The sequence below is a fragment of the Rhizohabitans arisaemae genome (assembly GCF_025996515.1).
GTDB lineage: Bacteria > Actinomycetota > Actinomycetes > Streptosporangiales > Streptosporangiaceae > Rhizohabitans > Rhizohabitans arisaemae.
Genome location: NZ_BLRH01000029.1, coordinates 392,141 through 407,957, shown reverse-complemented (window position 1 = coordinate 407,957; position 15,817 = coordinate 392,141). Strand labels below are relative to the sequence as shown.

The 15,817-nt window shown below is 70.2% G+C and carries 14 protein-coding genes; 3 read left to right on the top strand and 11 right to left on the bottom strand.

The window, feature by feature from the left end; genetic code table 11:
- Nucleotides 1–157 precede the first annotated feature (157 nt).
- Nucleotides 158–1,156: a LysR family transcriptional regulator gene (locus tag RUR_RS13365; RefSeq protein ID WP_283135330.1), complete on the bottom strand. Its 999-nt coding sequence runs from the start codon at nucleotides 1,154–1,156 to the stop codon at nucleotides 158–160.
- Nucleotides 1,157–1,373: 217 nt separating this feature from the next.
- Here RUR_RS13365 and RUR_RS13360 point away from each other — a divergent pair, with 217 nt between their 5' ends.
- A complete protein-coding gene (locus tag RUR_RS13360) occupies nucleotides 1,374–2,408 on the top strand; it encodes an NAD-dependent epimerase/dehydratase family protein (RefSeq protein WP_283135329.1) in 1,035 nt (344 codons plus the stop codon).
- On the opposite strand, the gene RUR_RS13355 is transcribed toward RUR_RS13360, so the two are convergent.
- Nucleotides 2,374–3,666 (bottom strand): NsdA family TPR-like regulatory protein, encoded by a 1,293-nt coding sequence (locus RUR_RS13355; protein WP_283135328.1) that lies wholly within the window; start codon nucleotides 3,664–3,666, stop codon nucleotides 2,374–2,376. The two genes, RUR_RS13360 and RUR_RS13355, sit on opposite strands and share 35 nt — an antisense overlap.
- Before the next feature lie 261 nt (nucleotides 3,667–3,927).
- On the opposite strand from RUR_RS13355, the gene RUR_RS13350 reads away from it, so the two are divergent.
- Entirely contained in the window at nucleotides 3,928–4,134 is a 207-nt protein-coding gene (locus RUR_RS13350) for a hypothetical protein (protein WP_283135327.1), read from the top strand.
- 96 nt (nucleotides 4,135–4,230) lie between these two features.
- On the opposite strand, the gene RUR_RS13345 is transcribed toward RUR_RS13350, so the two are convergent.
- A complete protein-coding gene (locus RUR_RS13345; protein ID WP_283135326.1) occupies nucleotides 4,231–5,547 on the bottom strand; it encodes a cryptochrome/photolyase family protein in 1,317 nt (438 codons plus the stop codon).
- A 269-nt stretch (nucleotides 5,548–5,816) separates the two neighbouring features.
- On the opposite strand from RUR_RS13345, the gene RUR_RS13340 reads away from it, so the two are divergent.
- Entirely contained in the window at nucleotides 5,817–7,784 is a 1,968-nt protein-coding gene (locus tag RUR_RS13340) for an NAD(P)-binding protein (RefSeq protein ID WP_283135325.1), read from the top strand.
- Between the two features lie 396 nt (nucleotides 7,785–8,180).
- On the opposite strand, the gene RUR_RS13335 is transcribed toward RUR_RS13340, so the two are convergent.
- From RUR_RS13335 to RUR_RS13300, 8 genes are all read right to left on the bottom strand, one after another.
- Nucleotides 8,181–9,485 (bottom strand): sensor histidine kinase, encoded by a 1,305-nt coding sequence (locus RUR_RS13335; protein WP_283135324.1) that lies wholly within the window; start codon nucleotides 9,483–9,485, stop codon nucleotides 8,181–8,183.
- Nucleotides 9,486–9,741: 256 nt separating this feature from the next.
- A complete protein-coding gene (locus tag RUR_RS13330) occupies nucleotides 9,742–10,593 on the bottom strand; it encodes a DMT family transporter (RefSeq protein WP_283135323.1) in 852 nt (283 codons plus the stop codon).
- Between the two features lie 94 nt (nucleotides 10,594–10,687).
- Nucleotides 10,688–11,212: a flavin reductase family protein gene (locus RUR_RS13325; RefSeq protein ID WP_283135322.1), complete on the bottom strand. Its 525-nt coding sequence runs from the start codon at nucleotides 11,210–11,212 to the stop codon at nucleotides 10,688–10,690.
- The gene (locus RUR_RS13320; protein WP_283135321.1) at nucleotides 11,209–11,706 is read right to left on the bottom strand and encodes an NADPH-dependent FMN reductase; all 498 of its coding nucleotides are present in this window, start codon (nucleotides 11,704–11,706) and stop codon (nucleotides 11,209–11,211) included. The genes RUR_RS13325 and RUR_RS13320 overlap by 4 nt, the downstream gene beginning before the upstream one ends.
- Nucleotides 11,703–12,992: an LLM class flavin-dependent oxidoreductase gene (locus RUR_RS13315; RefSeq protein WP_428846999.1), complete on the bottom strand. Its 1,290-nt coding sequence runs from the start codon at nucleotides 12,990–12,992 to the stop codon at nucleotides 11,703–11,705. The genes RUR_RS13320 and RUR_RS13315 overlap by 4 nt, the downstream gene beginning before the upstream one ends.
- 21 nt (nucleotides 12,993–13,013) lie before the next feature.
- A complete protein-coding gene (locus tag RUR_RS13310) occupies nucleotides 13,014–13,844 on the bottom strand; it encodes an ABC transporter permease (RefSeq protein ID WP_283135319.1) in 831 nt (276 codons plus the stop codon).
- Entirely contained in the window at nucleotides 13,837–14,634 is a 798-nt protein-coding gene (locus RUR_RS13305) for an ABC transporter ATP-binding protein (RefSeq protein WP_283135318.1), read from the bottom strand. Before RUR_RS13305 ends, RUR_RS13310 begins: the two co-directional genes overlap by 8 nt.
- Nucleotides 14,631–15,653, bottom strand: coding sequence for an ABC transporter substrate-binding protein (locus tag RUR_RS13300; RefSeq protein WP_283135317.1), 1,023 nt, complete (start codon nucleotides 15,651–15,653; stop codon nucleotides 14,631–14,633). The genes RUR_RS13305 and RUR_RS13300 overlap by 4 nt, the downstream gene beginning before the upstream one ends.
- Nucleotides 15,654–15,817: the final 164 nt, after the last annotated feature.

Sequence of the window (15,817 nt, the reverse complement as noted above, 5' to 3'; positions counted from 1 at the left end):
CTGACACTTCCGGATTCCCCAGGAGTACCCCACAACTTTCCATAACTCCGCGATATAGCCGGTAATCGCAGAACAGAGCACGGCGCAACTTTTAGACCGCGCAAGTCTGTTACAAAAGACTAAAAACAGGTAGTAGCCATTAAAAATAGAAACCGGCTTAGATTTCCCGGAGCATTCTGAGCGCCGCATAGGCCCCCGGAGGCTGGGGAAGCGGCCCGTGCCGCTTGAGCCAGGAGAGATGGACCGGGGCCCGAAGCGCCTCGGTCCAGTAGACCCGCATCGCCTCCCGTACCAGGTCGGCCGCGTGCTTGGCGATCGGCGAGCCCTCCCGCCACCCCATGACGTGCCGGAATCGGAGCGGGGAACCGGCCAGCGGGCGCAGCGCGATCCCCGGATGCTCCCGATGGGTCGCCTGAAACATCGCGATACATCTCCCGGCCGCGATGAGGTCGAGTACCACGGCGAAACTCACCGAGTATGCAATATTCGGAGAGAATCCGTATTCCCGGCACGTCTCCCAGAAATACTCGCGGTGCCGGGATTCCACCAGTGGGGGGAGCGCCCATTCGGCGGCGGCGAGATCCCGGAGTTCCACCTCCTCCCGTTCGGCGAGGGGATGCGTGGCGGCCATGGCCACGAAGATCGGCTCATGGGCGACGACCGCGTAGACCACGCCTTCCGGAGGCGAGAGCTCGTGGCCCGGGTAGTCGCCGAGTGTCGCGATCTCCAGCCTGCCGGACTCCAGCAGCTCCGGCAGGATGTCCATGACCTCCTCGGTCCGTACGGTGACCTCGGCGTCGGGGAGCAGGTCGCGGAGGGCCGTGGTGACGTATCCGGCGAGCCGGGTCGCCGCGCACCCCATCCGGATCTGCGTGCGCGCCTCGCCCTGCCTCGCATACCGCCCCGCGTCCCGCAGGAACTCGTCGAACGCGGGGAGCAGGCTCTGCGCGCGGATCAGCACCCAATCCCCGAACGGGGTGGGGTGCACCCCGTCCCTACCGCGGTCGAACAACCGCCCGCCCAGCATCCGTTCTATCCGCCCCAGCTGGGCGGCGAGCGCCGGCTGGGACATCTTGAGCGCCACGGCCGCCTTGGAGATGCTGCCGGACTCCGCCACGGCGCAGATGGCCCTCAGGTGACGCACTTCCAATTCCACATCGTGAGAATAGGGAGGGCCGAGATGACTCCGTAACCCCCACGAATCATGTCATTCAGCCGAGGAACCCCGTCCCTCCCCCGGGCCGGAAAGCCCGCTGCCCATGACCCGAACAGGCTGAGGACCTACAAGAATCCTCATATATCCCTATCAATCCATACAAAATAGCCCGTAATGGTCTGGCCTCATCCCTCCTCCGGCGGTAATGATCGAGAGCGTGCGCATTCTCGTGCTGGGCGGAACCTGGTTTCTGGGCAGGTTCCTGGTTGAGGAGGCCCTCCGCCGGGGCCACACCGTGACGACGTTCAACCGAGGCCGGGTCGATCCGGGCGCCGAAGGCGTCGAATCCCGCCACGGCGACCGGGCGAACCCCGCCGACCTGGAGGCTCTCGTCGCGGGGCGGGAGTGGGACACCGTCGTCGACACCAGCGGCATGATCCCCCGGCTGGTCTCGCTCTCGGCCCGCCGGCTCGACGGTCACGTCGCGCGGTACGTCTTCGTCTCCACCGTCAACGTCTACCGGGGCTGGCCCACGGAGCCGCTCACCGAGGCCTCCCCCGTCCGGGAGTGCGACCCCGGCGCCGGCGACGAGGATCTCGGCGAATCGGTCACCGATCGCCAGGGCCGCCTCAAGTCCGGCTGCGAGCGCGCGGTCGGCGAGGTTTTCGGCGACCGGAGTGCGATCCTGCGTCCCGGCGTCATCCTCGGCCCGCACGAGTACGTGGGCCGGCTCCCCTGGTGGCTGACCCGGATCGCCAAGGGCGGCCGGGTGCTCGCCCCCGGGTACCCGGAACGTCCCTTTCAGGCGGTCGACGTGCGGGATGTGGCCGCCTTCGCCCTCCATGCCGCCGAGCGGGCGCTCGGGGGAGCGTTCAACGTCTGCCCGCCGATCGGGCAGGAGACCTACGGGGGCCTGCTCACCGGCTGTGTACGGGCGAGCGGCTCCCCCGCCGACCTCACCTGGGTGGACGACGCCTTCCTGCTCGCCCGCCAGGTGGGCATGTGGCGTGAGCTGCCGCTGTGGCGGGTCCACCCGGGGGCGTGGCAGGTCTGCGCGGCGGGTGCGCGGGCCGCCGGGTTGCGCACCCGGCCGCTGTGGGAGACCGTCGTGGACACCTGGCGGTGGATGAGCTCGGGCGGGATCCCGGTGGCGCATCAACGGCGCGATCTGATCGGGATAGACCCCGCCAAGGAGCAGCGGATCCTACGGGAGTGGCTCAGCGAGGCAGGCCGGAGCGGACGCGGGGCGTGATCGCGGGCGTCACCGGGGCGGCGATGAACTCGGCGATCTCCTCGCTCAGCGTCAACGCCGCCTTGACGTCGCGGTAGGGCTCGGACCCCAGCAGCCGCCCGACGGTCTCCAGCCGCTGGATGAGGCCGTTGATGCGGTGACCCATGGGGAGGGCGAGCACCTTGCCGAGGGCGTCCTGCGCCCCGTCCAGGCTCCTGCGGAGCAGGTGCGCGGCGGCGAGGTCGACGTAGGCCTGCGGGATCACCTTCAGGCTCTCGTGGCGGGACTCGGCGTAGAGGGCGAGCGCACCCGCGGTCTCGTTGATCGCCGCGTCGGCGTCGCCCAGCTGCAGGTAGGCGCTTCCCGCGCAGCGGGCCTGCCTGGCCGGGTCGAAGGCGAACTCCCCGCCGACCCCGTCGTGGCAGTCGTCGTAGTCGCCGTCGACGTCGCGGGCCTTCTTCGCCGCACTCAGCGCGAGTTCGACGTTACGGCGGTCCGCCAGGTGCGACCAAGCCCGGGCCTCGATGCAGACGGCCCTGACCAGGCCGGTTCCACCGCGCACGTAGGTCTGCGCGGCGCGGGCCAGTCCCACGGCGTCCCGGGGCCGCCCGGCCCAGTAGGCGATGAGGGCCTGGGTTCCGCGTGCCCAGGCGCGCAGCCCGTTGTGGCCGATGTGCTGGCCGAAGCCCCAGGCCGCCCGGGCGTGTCGCTCCGCCTCGGCCTCGTGTCCCAGGTCGAAGCTGGTGGAGGCGAGGATGCCGCAGAGCTGCCCGAGGATGAGATGGAGGTCGCGGAGCTGGTCGGGCTGACGTACCTGGTCGAGCAGGGCGTAGGTGCGGCGCCGGGCCCGGACCGCCTGGAGGAAGATCTCCCACGGCGGGGTCGCGGCGTACCCCCGCGCCAGCCGTACCACGTCGTCGTGGAGCTGCTCCAGGGTGGCCGGTCCGATGGTGGCGGATTCGATTCTGGCGAGGTGTTCGACCGATTCGTCGGCGGCCGCCCGGATGGCCCCTTCGTCCATGGGCTGGGGTGCCGAGGCGGCGAAGGTGGGACGCAGGAGGGTCTCGACCGGAACCTTGAACATGTGCTCAAGGACCCGGCAGCAGCCGGGTCTGGGGAGGCTCCGTAGATCACCGCCGCACCACCGGGCCCACTGGCGTTCACTGACCGTGTGTTTCAAGCCGAGCCCGGCGGCCGTCCGGCCGAAATCCTGAACGGCGTCGGCGTAGGTCCAATGACGTTCCGCCGTCAACCTCGCCAGCATCGTGGGATGGCTCATGGGCGGGCCGGTCGGTGTATTCCGCCGGGGTGAGTCGGAGCAGTCGACACACCTGGCCGGATACTCGCTACGCTCATGTGGGCGCCTCCAGTGAGTTCACCGTACGGCGGTGGCGGCGCGATGGCTAGAAGATCGGCAACAGACGTCCGATGAACGGCAGACAGACGTCAGGTTTGCGACATCGCCACGACTTCACAATTCGCGTCACCGTTGTCCTGACAGGTTTCCGACTCCAATTGTGGCGAAGGGGCGTGCTCGCCTGTGGTGGACCGTCAACAAGAACTCGCCGCCCGCTTTGAGAGCTGGACCATTTGGCGAAGCGACGTCGGCTCCTGGTATGCCACGCGCCGAGGCATGCTCCCGGACGACGCGATCCGAGCGGGTTTGGTGATGACGGCCAGTGCCGACGACTTGCAAACACTTGGTGACCTGCTGAAGGAACAAGAGAAGCTGGAGACGGCCGGCTGAGCCGGCCGCGCATAGACCGGCACGGCGACGCGGTTGACCGCCAGGGTGTATCCCGCGTCGTCGTGCCTTCCAGCCGAGTCCCGTGGCCGGGCGGGGCTACGTCACCGGTTCCACCAGGGGATCGGGATAGCCGCCACGCCAGGCCGCGGGGAGCCGCCACGGGCGGTGGATCGCCGATCCGGCCACGTTGCCCAGCTCCTCCACGTACCGGCGGACGTAGTCGCCACCGGAATCGAACCGTTTCGCCTGCCGGAGCGGATTGAGGACCCGGCCCGGGCGGGTGTCGTTACCGGTCCCGGCCACCCACTGCCAGTTGCCGAAGTTGTTCGGCACGTCGGCGTCGAGCAGCAGACCGGCGAAGTGCCGCGCCCCCAGCCGCCAGTCCAGCCGCAGCGTCTTGGTGAGGAACGAGCCGACGATCAGTCGGCCGCGGTTGTGCATCCAACCCTCGGTGGCGAGCTGGCGCATGGCGGCGTCCACGACGGGGTAGCCGGTCCGCCCGTCCCGCCACGCCTCGAACGCCTGGTCGGGGTCGGGTACCGTCGGCGGCCCGGCCGCCCTGGGCCGGTAGTCCTTCCAGGTGATGTCGGGGAAGGCCAGCGTCACCTGGTGGTAGAAGTCACGCCAGGCGAGCTGCCGGACGAACGGCTCCGCGCCGGGCCGTCCGCTCGCCTCCGCGGCGAGCTCCCGCGGGGAGACGCAGCCGAAGTGCAGGTACGGGCTGAGCCGGGAGGTGATGTCACCGGGGAGGTCGTCCTGCCCCCGCTCGTAGTCGGCGAGGCAGTGCTCGATCCAGGACGACATGCGACGGCGCCCGGCGACCTCCCCTCCCGGCACCCGTCCGCCGGGGGCCGTGGCCCGGGTGAGCTCGGTCGGCGTGGGCAGCGTCCCCGCGCGCAGTCCGTCCGGGAGGAGCAGCGCCTCGGGCGCGGGCAGCACCTCACGCCATCGCGTCGCCGACCAGGCACGCCAGTACGGGGTGAACACCTTGTAGTGGTCGCCGCCGGCGGGGGTGAGTTCGCCGGGGGGCACCACGGTGACGCCGGGGAAGAGCCGGAGGTCGAGCCGTTCCCGCCGGCATTCCGCGACCAGGCGCCGCTCCCGGTGCCGCGCGTAGCCGCTCACATCCGAGCTGGCGAAGACGCCGTCCGCGCCCACCCGCCTGGCCATCGAGATCGTCTCGGCCACCGGATCCCCCCGGCGGACGACCAGGTCCGCCCCTCTGGCCCGGAGCGCGGCGCGCAGGTCGGCGAGCGAGTCGAGCAGGAAAACCGTCCGGCCCGGCGGCGCCGCCAGCGCGGGATCGAGGACGAAGAGCGGGACGACACGGCGGGCCTGCCGGACCGCGGCGGTCAACGCCGGATGGTCGTTGACCCGGAGGTCCCGGTTGAACAGCACGATCACGGTCCGCACCCGCGTTCACCCCTGATGGATTCGATTCGAATCCCGTTCATAACGGGTGTGGTCGGCAGCCGCAAGCAACACACGGAAAACGCTATTTCCGCCCGCCGCGGACCGTGGAAATTCACCCCGAATCCGACTGGCACAATGTCTCGATAAACATCCTCAAACCTAACAATTCACATCGAGCAATCGGCAATACCGCAATAAGCCGGGAAATTCTCGGTATAAGTCCACAGAGCTTCCGTACTGCCCGACCTCGCCGGGGACACCATCCGGTCATGGAATTCGATCCGCGGCGAGGTCGTGACCTGGGCATGGGTCGTCCGATCAGCCGCAGGGACCTGCTGGACGGATTCGTCGCGGCCGCCGGCCTCGCCGCGCTCGGCTCGACGGCGGGCTGTACGGCCGACCTCGGCCACCGGACGCGACTCATCGGCACCCCGGAGTTGAGCGTCCCGCCCGTGCGGCCGTACCCACCGGGCCTGACCGGCTCCCGAGGGAGCGTCGAGCCGGCGCTGAGCGTCCCGCACGCCCTGCGGGACGCCCGTTTCTGGCCGCAGGCCGGACGGCCGGTCCCCACCGGAGAGCGGTACGACCTCGTCGTGGTGGGCGCCGGGATCAGCGGGATCACGGCCGCGTACCGCTGGGCCAAGGAACGCCCGGACGCCCGCATCCTCGTCCTGGACAACCACGACGACCTGGGCGGGCACGCGCGGGCCAACGAGTTCCCCGCCGGGAACCGGCCGCTCATCGGGCACGGGGGCGCACCGTCCCTGAACGCCCCGTCCACGTGGACCAAACACGGCAAGGCCCTGCTCCGCGAGCTCGGTGTCCGGCTCCGGCGCTTCGATCGGGCCTTCGACCAGCGGCTCTACCCCGGCCTCGACATGCACGACAGCGTCTTCTGCGACGCCGAGACCTTCCGGCGCGACCGGCTCGTGGTCTTCCGCCCGGGCAAGACCACCGCCGAGTGGATCGAGGAGACCCCGATGGCCGAGCAGGCGAAACGGGATCTGCTCATGCTGTTCGAGAACCCCCCGGACTGGTTTCCCGGGCTGTCCGGTGTCCGCAAACAGGCGAGGCTGGCGGACCTGACCTACACGGGGTTCCTCCGCGACGTCTGCCGCGTCCACCCCGACGTGCTCGGGTTCGTCCGGACGATGCCGAGCGAGGACTGGGCCTACGGCTCCGACACCTTCGGAGCCATCGACGCCTGGGGGAGCGCCGACGGCTACCGCTACCCCGGCTTCACCGGCCTGGGCCTGGACGACACCGTCCCCTCCCGGTACAACTCCCCCAGCGTGACCAAGGACTGGCCGGCCCGCGACCCGGATATCCACCACTTTCCCGAAGGGACGTTCGCCCTGGTCAAGCTGATGGTCCGGCGGCTGATCCCCGGCGCCGTCCCCGGCCGGGACATGGACGACGTCACGCTCGGCCGCATCGACTACGGCACGCTCGACCGGCCGGCCAACCGGGTGCGCATCCGGCTGTCCCGGCCGGTGGTCTCGGTACGGCACGACGGCTCGCCCTCGGCCGCCTCCACGGTGACCGTCGGCTTCTTCGACGGGAGCCGGGTTCGCACGGTGAGCGCCCGGAACGTGATCCTGGCCTGCTGGCACACGATGATCCCGTACATCTGCCCGGATCTCCCGCCCGACCAGCAGGCCGCGCTGCGCCAGGCGGTCAAGCTCCCGCTCGTCTCCGCGACGGTCCGGCTGCGGGACTGGGAGGCGTGGCGCAAGGCCGGGATCCACCGCACCCGGTTCACCGGCGCCTACTGGGCGGGCGCCGCGCTCGCCCACCCGGTCAGCCTCGGCGGCTACGCCTGCCCGAAGAGCCCGGCGGAGCCGATCCTCGCCCATCTGACCCACACGCCCGCCGTCGGGGGCATGGCTCCGGCGCAGGGGGCCGTGGCGGGCCGCTACCAGCTGCTCAACACCCCCTACGACCACCTGGAGTACACCATCCGCGACCAGCTCGCCCGGCTGCTCGGGCCCGGCGGCTTCGACCCGGCCCGGGACATCGAGGCGATCACGGTGAACCGATGGGCCCACGGCCACGCGCCCGAGTACATCCGGCCGTGGCACGACTTCTACCCGGACGGCCCGTTCCCCGCCGACACCGCGCGGCGGCCGTTCGGCCGGATCGCGATCGCGGGCTCCGATTCGGTGCCCGCCGCGTTCGCGGACGCCGCCGTCTCCGCCGCCTACCGGGCGGTGGCCGAACTCCGCGACAACGACTAAGCCCGCGTTTCAAGCTCAGGTACGTGGCACGGCCGACGTCCGTACGCCGCGTGATCGTTGCGTTCCGCGCACCCCACGAGGTGCGGACAGCACAACGATCAACCGCCGGAGGGTACGGGCCCACGCCGGGCCGATCTTGACGGCCTCCCCAAGGCTCCACCGGCCGCGGCCCGTACCTCATCCACATGATCGTGTGGATCTGTGGACCCCTCAAGGTGCGCACGACACAACGATCACCCACCACCGGGGTACGGATCGGCGGGCCCGCGCTCCACCGGTCGCCGCCCGTACGCCGCGTGATCGTTGCGTTCCGCGCACCCCACGAGGTGCGGACAGCACAACGATCAACCGCCGGAGGGTACGGGCTGCGCCTTGCGGGGCGGGGAGGAGGTGGGGCTAGGGCTCGGCCCGGGGAAGGGTGAGCACGAAGCGGGCCCCGCGGTCGCTGTCCCCGACGACCAGGGTCCCGCCGTGCGTCTCGGCGATCTGCCGGGCGATGGGGAGCCCGAGCCCGGTCCCCCCGGCGTCCCGGCTCCGGGAGGAGTCGAGCCTGGCGAACCGCTGGAACACCACCTCCCGGTCCTCGGGCGCCAGGCCCGCACCGTCGTCGATCACTTCGAGGACGGCGGCCGCGTCCATCGAGCTCACTTTGATCGTGATGACGGTGGAGGCGTGCCGTTCGGCGTTGGTCAGCAGGTTCATCAGCAACCGGGTCAGCCGGATGCGCTCACCCATGACCACGACCCCGGCCTCCAGGTCGGTCTCCACCCGAACCCGGAGCGCCGGAATCCCGGCCAGCTCCATCCGGACGAGCTCGGCCAGGTCGACGTGTTCGGTCCGCCCGACGATCCCGGCGTCCAATCTGGCCAGGACGAGCAGGTCGGTGACGATGGCCTGGATCCGGTTGAGGCTTTCCAGCAGGGCGCTCGCGGTCTCCCGCCAGTCGGTCTCGTCCGGGTGCAGCAGCGACTCCTCGATCTGCGTGCGCATCGCGGTGATCGGGGTACGGAGGTCGTGGGAGGCGTCGGAGGCGAAGCGCCGCTGCTGCTCGACGGCGGCGTGCAGCCGGTCCAGCGTCTCGTTGGCGGTCCTGGCGAGTGCGGCGATCTCGTCGTCGTGATCGGGCACCGGGACCCTGCGGCCGAGGTCGGTGCCGGTGATCTCGGCCAGTTCGGTGCGGATGGCGTGGACGGGGTTGAGGGCGGAGGCGACCGACCGGGAGGTGGCGGCGGCGGTGACCCCGACCAGCACCAGGCCACAACCGGCCAGGACCAGGATGTAGACGGGGTCGATGAAGGGGTGGGCCTCGAAGTCGGCCGCGTAGACCAGCCAGTCGCCGCCGGACCGGAAGACCCGGTAGGTGACGATGATCAGGCACTCGCTGGGCGCCACCTTGGAGTGGCATTCCCTGCGGATCGCCCGGACGTCACCCGCCGCGGGCTCGAAGGCGGCGATCCGGGGCTTGCCCATGAGGGCGGGGCTGGCCGCCACCACCTGCCCTTTTTCATTGACGACCTGCATCATCGTGCTGCCGGCCGAATGGATCGGACTGGTGACCTTGCCCTGATCGAGCTCGTACACCAGCCGTCGCCCGGCTTGCGCGATCTGCTCCGTCCGGTAGTTGTCCGCGATGTCGCGGAAGGACATCGTCAGCACGACCGCCAGGAAGCTGTAGACCAGTCCCATGATGATGCTGGTCATCAGGGTCAAACGGCGCCGGATCGACCGGCGTGGCCACGGGCTCATGGCGTCCGGCGCCGCTCCAAGCGCGCATCGCCGGGCACGCCGGTGCCCGCCCGCGCACCCGACGCGGCGTCGGCCGGCCGGTCATCCGCTCTCCGCCCCCGAATCGTCCCCATGCGCGCTTCGCCGTACCCGGCGTTCCCCCAACCTCCCCGATGGCCCTCCCCGTGGAGACAATTCCCCCTTGACCTTGGGATATGCCATCTTTGGAGGATCACATCGCCGACGACCCGACCGGCTCCTTGCGGGTATGGTCCGGCGTGAGTTTGGCGAGGGTGACGGTCCCCGCGATCACCAGCGACGCGGCGACCAGGGCGAGTGCCACACTGCCGAGGCCCACGGGGAGCTGCTCGCCGAGCAGGACCACCCCGGCCGTGACCGAGGTGATCGGATCCACCACCTGCACCCCCGCGTACGCGACGCCGAAGTGGCCGACGGCGTACGACTTCTGCAGCAGCACCACGGCGCCGATGAGCAGGAGCGGGATCGCCACGGTGAACCAGTGCAGCACCGTGGCGAAGTCGCGGGTCAGGTTGGCGCCGACCACCCGCACGAACGTCGACACGGTCGCGGTGACGACCCCGGCGCCGACGGACAGGACCAGCGCCCGCGCCGAGCCGTGCAAGCGGCTCGCCACCGCAAGGCAGATCGCCACGATGATCCCGACGGTGGCGATGAAGCCGATCGCCGAACCGTGGCCGAGCACCGGGACCTTGTGGTGCGTGGGGATCAGCAGCATGAGCAGGAGGAGCCCGGCGGCGACGACCAGAGATCCGATGATCTCAAGGCGCAGCGGCCTGCGGCCGTGCAACCAGGCGGCGAGCGGGACCGCGAACACCAGGGTGGCCACCCCGACCGGTTGGATCACCGTCAACGGTGCGAAGCTGAGCGCCACGGCGTGCAGGCAGGCCCCGGTGAAGCCGATGATCCCGCCGACCCACCAGCGCAGGCGGCGGGTCAGCTCCAGGGTGGCCCCGAGGACGGCTGCTTCACGTTGCTGGACGGCCGCGCCGAGCGCGTAGCCGAACGCCCCGACCAGGGCGATGGAGAGCCCTAACCCGATCATGCCGTGTCACGGTGGATAAATGGTTGCATCACGCCAGCCTAGGCAATGGTTGCCCAGGGAGCGCACGTGTGGCACCCCCTGGGTCCGTTACCTGCTAGGTGTAGGGGATGAACCTCCCGAAAGTTCCTTGCTGATAAAGCAGCGGATGTCGTGTCGGCCCCAGACTTGTGTCCGTCACCTCACCGACGACGAGGACGTGGTCTCCGAGCTCCACGGTCCTGTGCGCCGCGCAGACCAGATGCGCGGTGACCCCGCCGAGCAGAGGGACTCCCCACGGCCCCGCCCGCCACGGGGTTCCCGCGAACCGGTCGGCACCGCGCCGGGCGAACCGAACGGCCACCTCCCGCTGCTCCCGGGCGAGGATGTTCACCCCGAAATGATCGGCGAGCCGGAGCCCGGGCCAGGTGGTGGAGGACCGATCGACGTAGAAGGACACCAGCGGCGGGTCCAGGCTCACCGAGGTGAAAGAGGTGGCGGTGAGCCCCGCCGGACCACCCGGAGTCTCCGCGGTGATCACAACCACCCCGGCCGCGTGTACGGCGAGCGCCCGCCGGAAGCGGTCCTCGTCGACCGCGGTCGGATGCCCCACGGCCGTCGGCGACCTCCGGCCCGCGCTCATGCCGGCACCTCCGCGTGCAGGAGGGTGGCCAGCCCGTCGGCCCATGGGCCGACGACTTCGTCGAGCCGGTCCAGCTGGGACTCCAGAACCGCCAGCCCCCGAGCCGGGATCGCGGCCCCGAGTTCGGCCAGGAGCGGCCGGAGATGCACCTCCACCGCGGAGGCGTGCCTGGGATCCGCCATGACCATCACCGGCAGCGCCGACGTCCCGGCGAGCGCGCCCGGCGGGAGCCGGTCCAGGAAGACCTTGAGCAAGCCCGTGTAGGTGCCTTTGTAGGTCGGGCTGGCGACCACCAGGACACGGGCCCGGGCTACTTGAAGGAGCGCGTCCTCCACCGCCGCCGACGCCTCGGAGGCGAGCAGCCGCGGGCCTAGTGCGCCCAGATCGACGGTCTCGAAACCGACGCCGGGCAGGACGGCCTCCGCCACCGCGGCGGCCACCCGGTGGGTGCGGGAGGCCGCGCGGGGATTGCCCACCAGGACGACGGCGCTCATGAGACCGCCGCCGTGGCGAACCGGCCGACCGGCCTGCGCAGCCCGTAGTTCTCCCGCAGGGTCCGCCCGCCGTACTCCAGCCGGAACAGCCCGCGCGCCTGGAGCTCGGGGACCACGTGGTCGACGAAGTCCTCCAGCCCGCCGGGAAGGTGGGCCGGCATGACGTTGAACCCGTCCGCGGCCCCGTTCTCGTACCAGTGCTGGAGCTGGTCGGCGATCTGCACGGGCGTCCCGGCCACCACCCGGTGCCCCCGCCCGCCGGCGAGCCGGGCGATCAGCCGCCTGATCGTCAAGGATTCCCGCCGTGCCAGGTCCACGATGAGCTTGACCCGGCTCTGGTTCCCCTCGGTGTGCACGTTCAGCGGAGGCAGCGGACCGTCCAGCGGATACGCCGACAGGTCGATTCCGGCGATCTGCGAGAGCTGCGAGACGCCGTACTCGGGATTGATCAGTTCTTCGAGCTCGGCCTCCAGCCGCCGGGCCTCCCGCTCGGTGGAGCCGATGATCGGGGAGATGCCGGGGAGCACCTTCAGCTCGCCCGGCTCCCTGCCGTACCGGGCGAGCCGGGACTTGAGGTCGTCGTAGAAGCCCTTGGCCTCCTCGAAGGTCTGCTGCGCGGTGAACACCGCCTCGGCGTACTGCGCCGCGAACTCCTTGCCGTCCTCGGAGGAGCCCGCCTGGACCAGCAGCGGGTGTCCTTGAGGGGGCCGCGGGACGTTCAGCGGGCCGCGCACCCGGAAGTGCTTCCCCCGGTGATCAAAAGTGTGCACCTTGTCGGTGTCGGCGTAGACGCCGCTCCGGCGGTTCACCACCAGCGCGTCGTCGTCCCAGCTGTCCCAGAGTTTGACGGCCACCTCCAGGAACTCCGCCGCGCGCTCGTACCGGTCCGAGTGGGCGGGCCGGTCGTCCAGTCCGAAGTTCTGCGCCTCGGCCGTACCCGCCGAGGTGACGATGTTCCAGCCGGCCCGGCCCCCGCTGATGTGGTCGAGTGAGGCGAACTTGCGGGCGAGGTGGAACGGCTCGTTGTAGGTGGTGGAGGCCGTGGCGATCAGTCCGATGTGCGAGGTGACCGCGGCGAGCGCCGCGAGCAGCGTGAGCGGTTCGAGGCCGCCGGTCGCGTTGTGGCGGACGTTGTTCCAGATCGCCAGGCCGTCGGCGAAGAAGACCGAGTCGAGCTTGCCGCGCTCGGCGATCCGGGCGAGTTGCTGGAAATGCCGGATGTCGAGGACACGGCCCGGCTCGGTCCTCGGGTGACGCCAGGCCGCCTCGTGGTGGCCGACGCCCATCAGAAACGCATTGAGGTGCACTTAAAGCCTCCAGGTGGAGAAGCGGCCTTCGAGGCGAAGGAGCAGCTGATTGAAGAGCAGGCCGAGCACGGAGATCGTGACGATGCCCGCGTACATGTCGGGGACGGCGAAGTTGAACTGCGAATGGTTGATCAGGTAGCCGAGCCCCGCCTTGGCGCCGACCATCTCCGCGGCGACGAGCACCAGGATCGAGTAGGCGCCGGCCAGCCGGATGCCCGTGAAGATCGCCGGAACCGACGCGGGCAGGATCACCTTCTGGAAGAGCCGGAGCGCGCCGAGGCCCATGGACCTGGCCGACTTGATCAGAAGAGGGTCCACGGTCTTCACCCCGTTGATCGTGTTGAGCAGGATCGGCCAGGTGCAGGCGTACAGGATGATCGAGATCTTGGAGGTCTCGCCCAGGCCCAAGATGAGGACGAACACCGGGAGCAGGGCGAGCGCCGCGGTGTTGCGGAAGAGCTCAAGCACCGGGTTGAGCAGCTCGGCCACCGGCCTGTACCAGCCGATCACCAGTCCCAGCGGGATCGCGACAACGATCGCGAGCCCGAAGCCGGCCAGCGAGCGGACCAGCGAGGCCTGGGTGTGCTCGGCCAGCTCCCCCGAGCGAAGCAGGTCGTACCAGGCGACGGCGACGTCGGAGAACGGCGGGAGGAAGGTCGCGTCGACGAAGGAGAGCCGGGGCAGCAGCTCCCAGACGAGGAGGAGGACGACGATCGCGATCGAGCGTCTGGCCGGGGCGAGAGTCCGGTACGGCGCGCGCCGCCGCACCCCGGGCGGCTCGTCGGCGACGATCCCGGTGGTGTCCGCGCGGGTCTCGGTGAGGCTAGCCAACGGAGGCCACCTCCCTCAGCTCCTGGATCCGGGCCCGTTCGACCTCGTCCCGGAGCAGGCTCGCGAGCTCGCGCCGGTACCGGCCGAACTCCGGCGCCGCCCGTACCTCCCCTTCCGTCCGGCGTCCGAGTGAGACCGGTACGACATGCTTGATCCGTCCCGGCCGAGAGGTCATCACCGCGACCCGTTCCCCGAGGTAGATGGCTTCCTCGATGCCGTGGGTGATGAAGACGACGGTCTTGCCGGTGCGTTCCCAGATCCGGAGCAGCTCGTCTTGGAGCGACTCCCGGGTCTGGGCGTCCAGCGCCGCGTACGGCTCGTCCATGAGCAGCACGTCCGGGTCGAACGCCAGACTCCGGGCGATGGCCACCCGCTGCCGCATCCCGCCGGAGAGCTCGTGCGGGTAGCGGTCCTCGAATCCGGAGAGGCCGACCAGGCTCAGGTGATGCCTGGCCCGCTCGCGGCGTTCCCGCTTCGACAGGTTCTTCCCCTCGAGGCCGAACTCGACGTTGGCGACGGCGGTCCGCCAGGGAAAGAGCGCGTACTGCTGGAACACCACGCCGCGGTCGAGTCCGGGACCGGTCACCGGCACCCCGTCCAGCAGAATCCGGCCCGAGGTCGGCTCGCTCAGCCCGCCGAGCAGATCCAGCAGGGTGGACTTTCCGCAGCCGCTCGGCCCGACCACGGCTAGGAACTCGCCCGTACGGATCTCCAGGTCGATGTCCTGCAGCGCGGTGAAGGATTCGCCGCGCACGTCGAACACCTTGCCCACGCCCTCGATGCGGATCATCGCGCACCTCCGGCGAGGGGGTTGAGGGCGTTGGTGAACACCTCGCCGGGCCGGACCCGGCCCGGCTCGATCTCCCCTTCGGCCTCCAGCCAGCGGACCCAGGTGGCGAACTCCGCCTCGGCGATGGCACCGCCGCGGCCGGCGACGCCGCTGCTCCGCCAGTAGCCGACCAGGGACGGGTCCTCGTTCCGCCCCCGGTTCTGGACGATCTTCTTGAAGCGGGCCACGACCTCCTCGCGGTCGTGGGTCTGGGTCCATTCGACGGCCTTGGCGACACCCTCGACGAACTTGCGGGCGGTCGTCGGGTTGCGGGCGATGAAGCGGTCGGTCAGCACGATGCTCCCCGCGGTGAACGGGCCGAACAGGGCGAAGTCGGAGAAGAGCAGCCGAAGACCGCCCCGCTCCACCGCCTTGTCCCGCAGGACGCCGCCGAGCACCGCCACGTCGATCTGCCGCTGCCGGAGCGACTGCTCCACGTTGACCGGCGGGACGACGACCGGCTGCACCTGCTTGATCTCCTCCGGGGTGAGACCGCCCCGCCGGAGGTACTCCTTGAGCACGGCCTCCGCGTGCGCTCCCAAGGTGTTCATGCCGATCTTCTTGCCGATCAGATCCCGCGCGGATTCGATCGGGCTGGAGTCCAAGGTGTAGTAGCCCTGGAAGGTGTTTTTGTCGCTGCCGTAGTAGCCGACCACCGCCTTGATGGGGGCCTTGGCGGCGACCAGCTTGACGATCGCCCCGTTGAACGCCCCGCCGAAGTCGGCGTCGCCGGTCGCCACGGCCTGGATGTCCTGGGGACCGCTGATCGTGTTGCCGATCCAGTTGAGTTTGATGTCCCCGAGGTAGCCGAGGTCCTGGGCGAGCTCGGGGAAGGTGACGGTGCCGACGGAGCCTTGGTAGCGGAGTTCCAGGGTCTCCGGCTCGCCACGTCCGGCGTTGCTCTCCGAGGATGCCGGCGCGCAGCCGGCACCGGCCGTCGCGAGCAGCACGACGGCCAAATGGATCACGAGTTTCCTCACTCTTGGTTTCCTCGCGTTGACGTTCCGCCGTGACCACGGCGGTGGGGCCCTCGATCGAGAGGGCGGAAGGCCTGCGGCTGAGCGGCCGCGGAATGGCGTCGACGGGCGACGCGACGCAAGAGGCACAGTGGGCCGAACCCGGCGGTTCCTACCGGCGGTCGGTT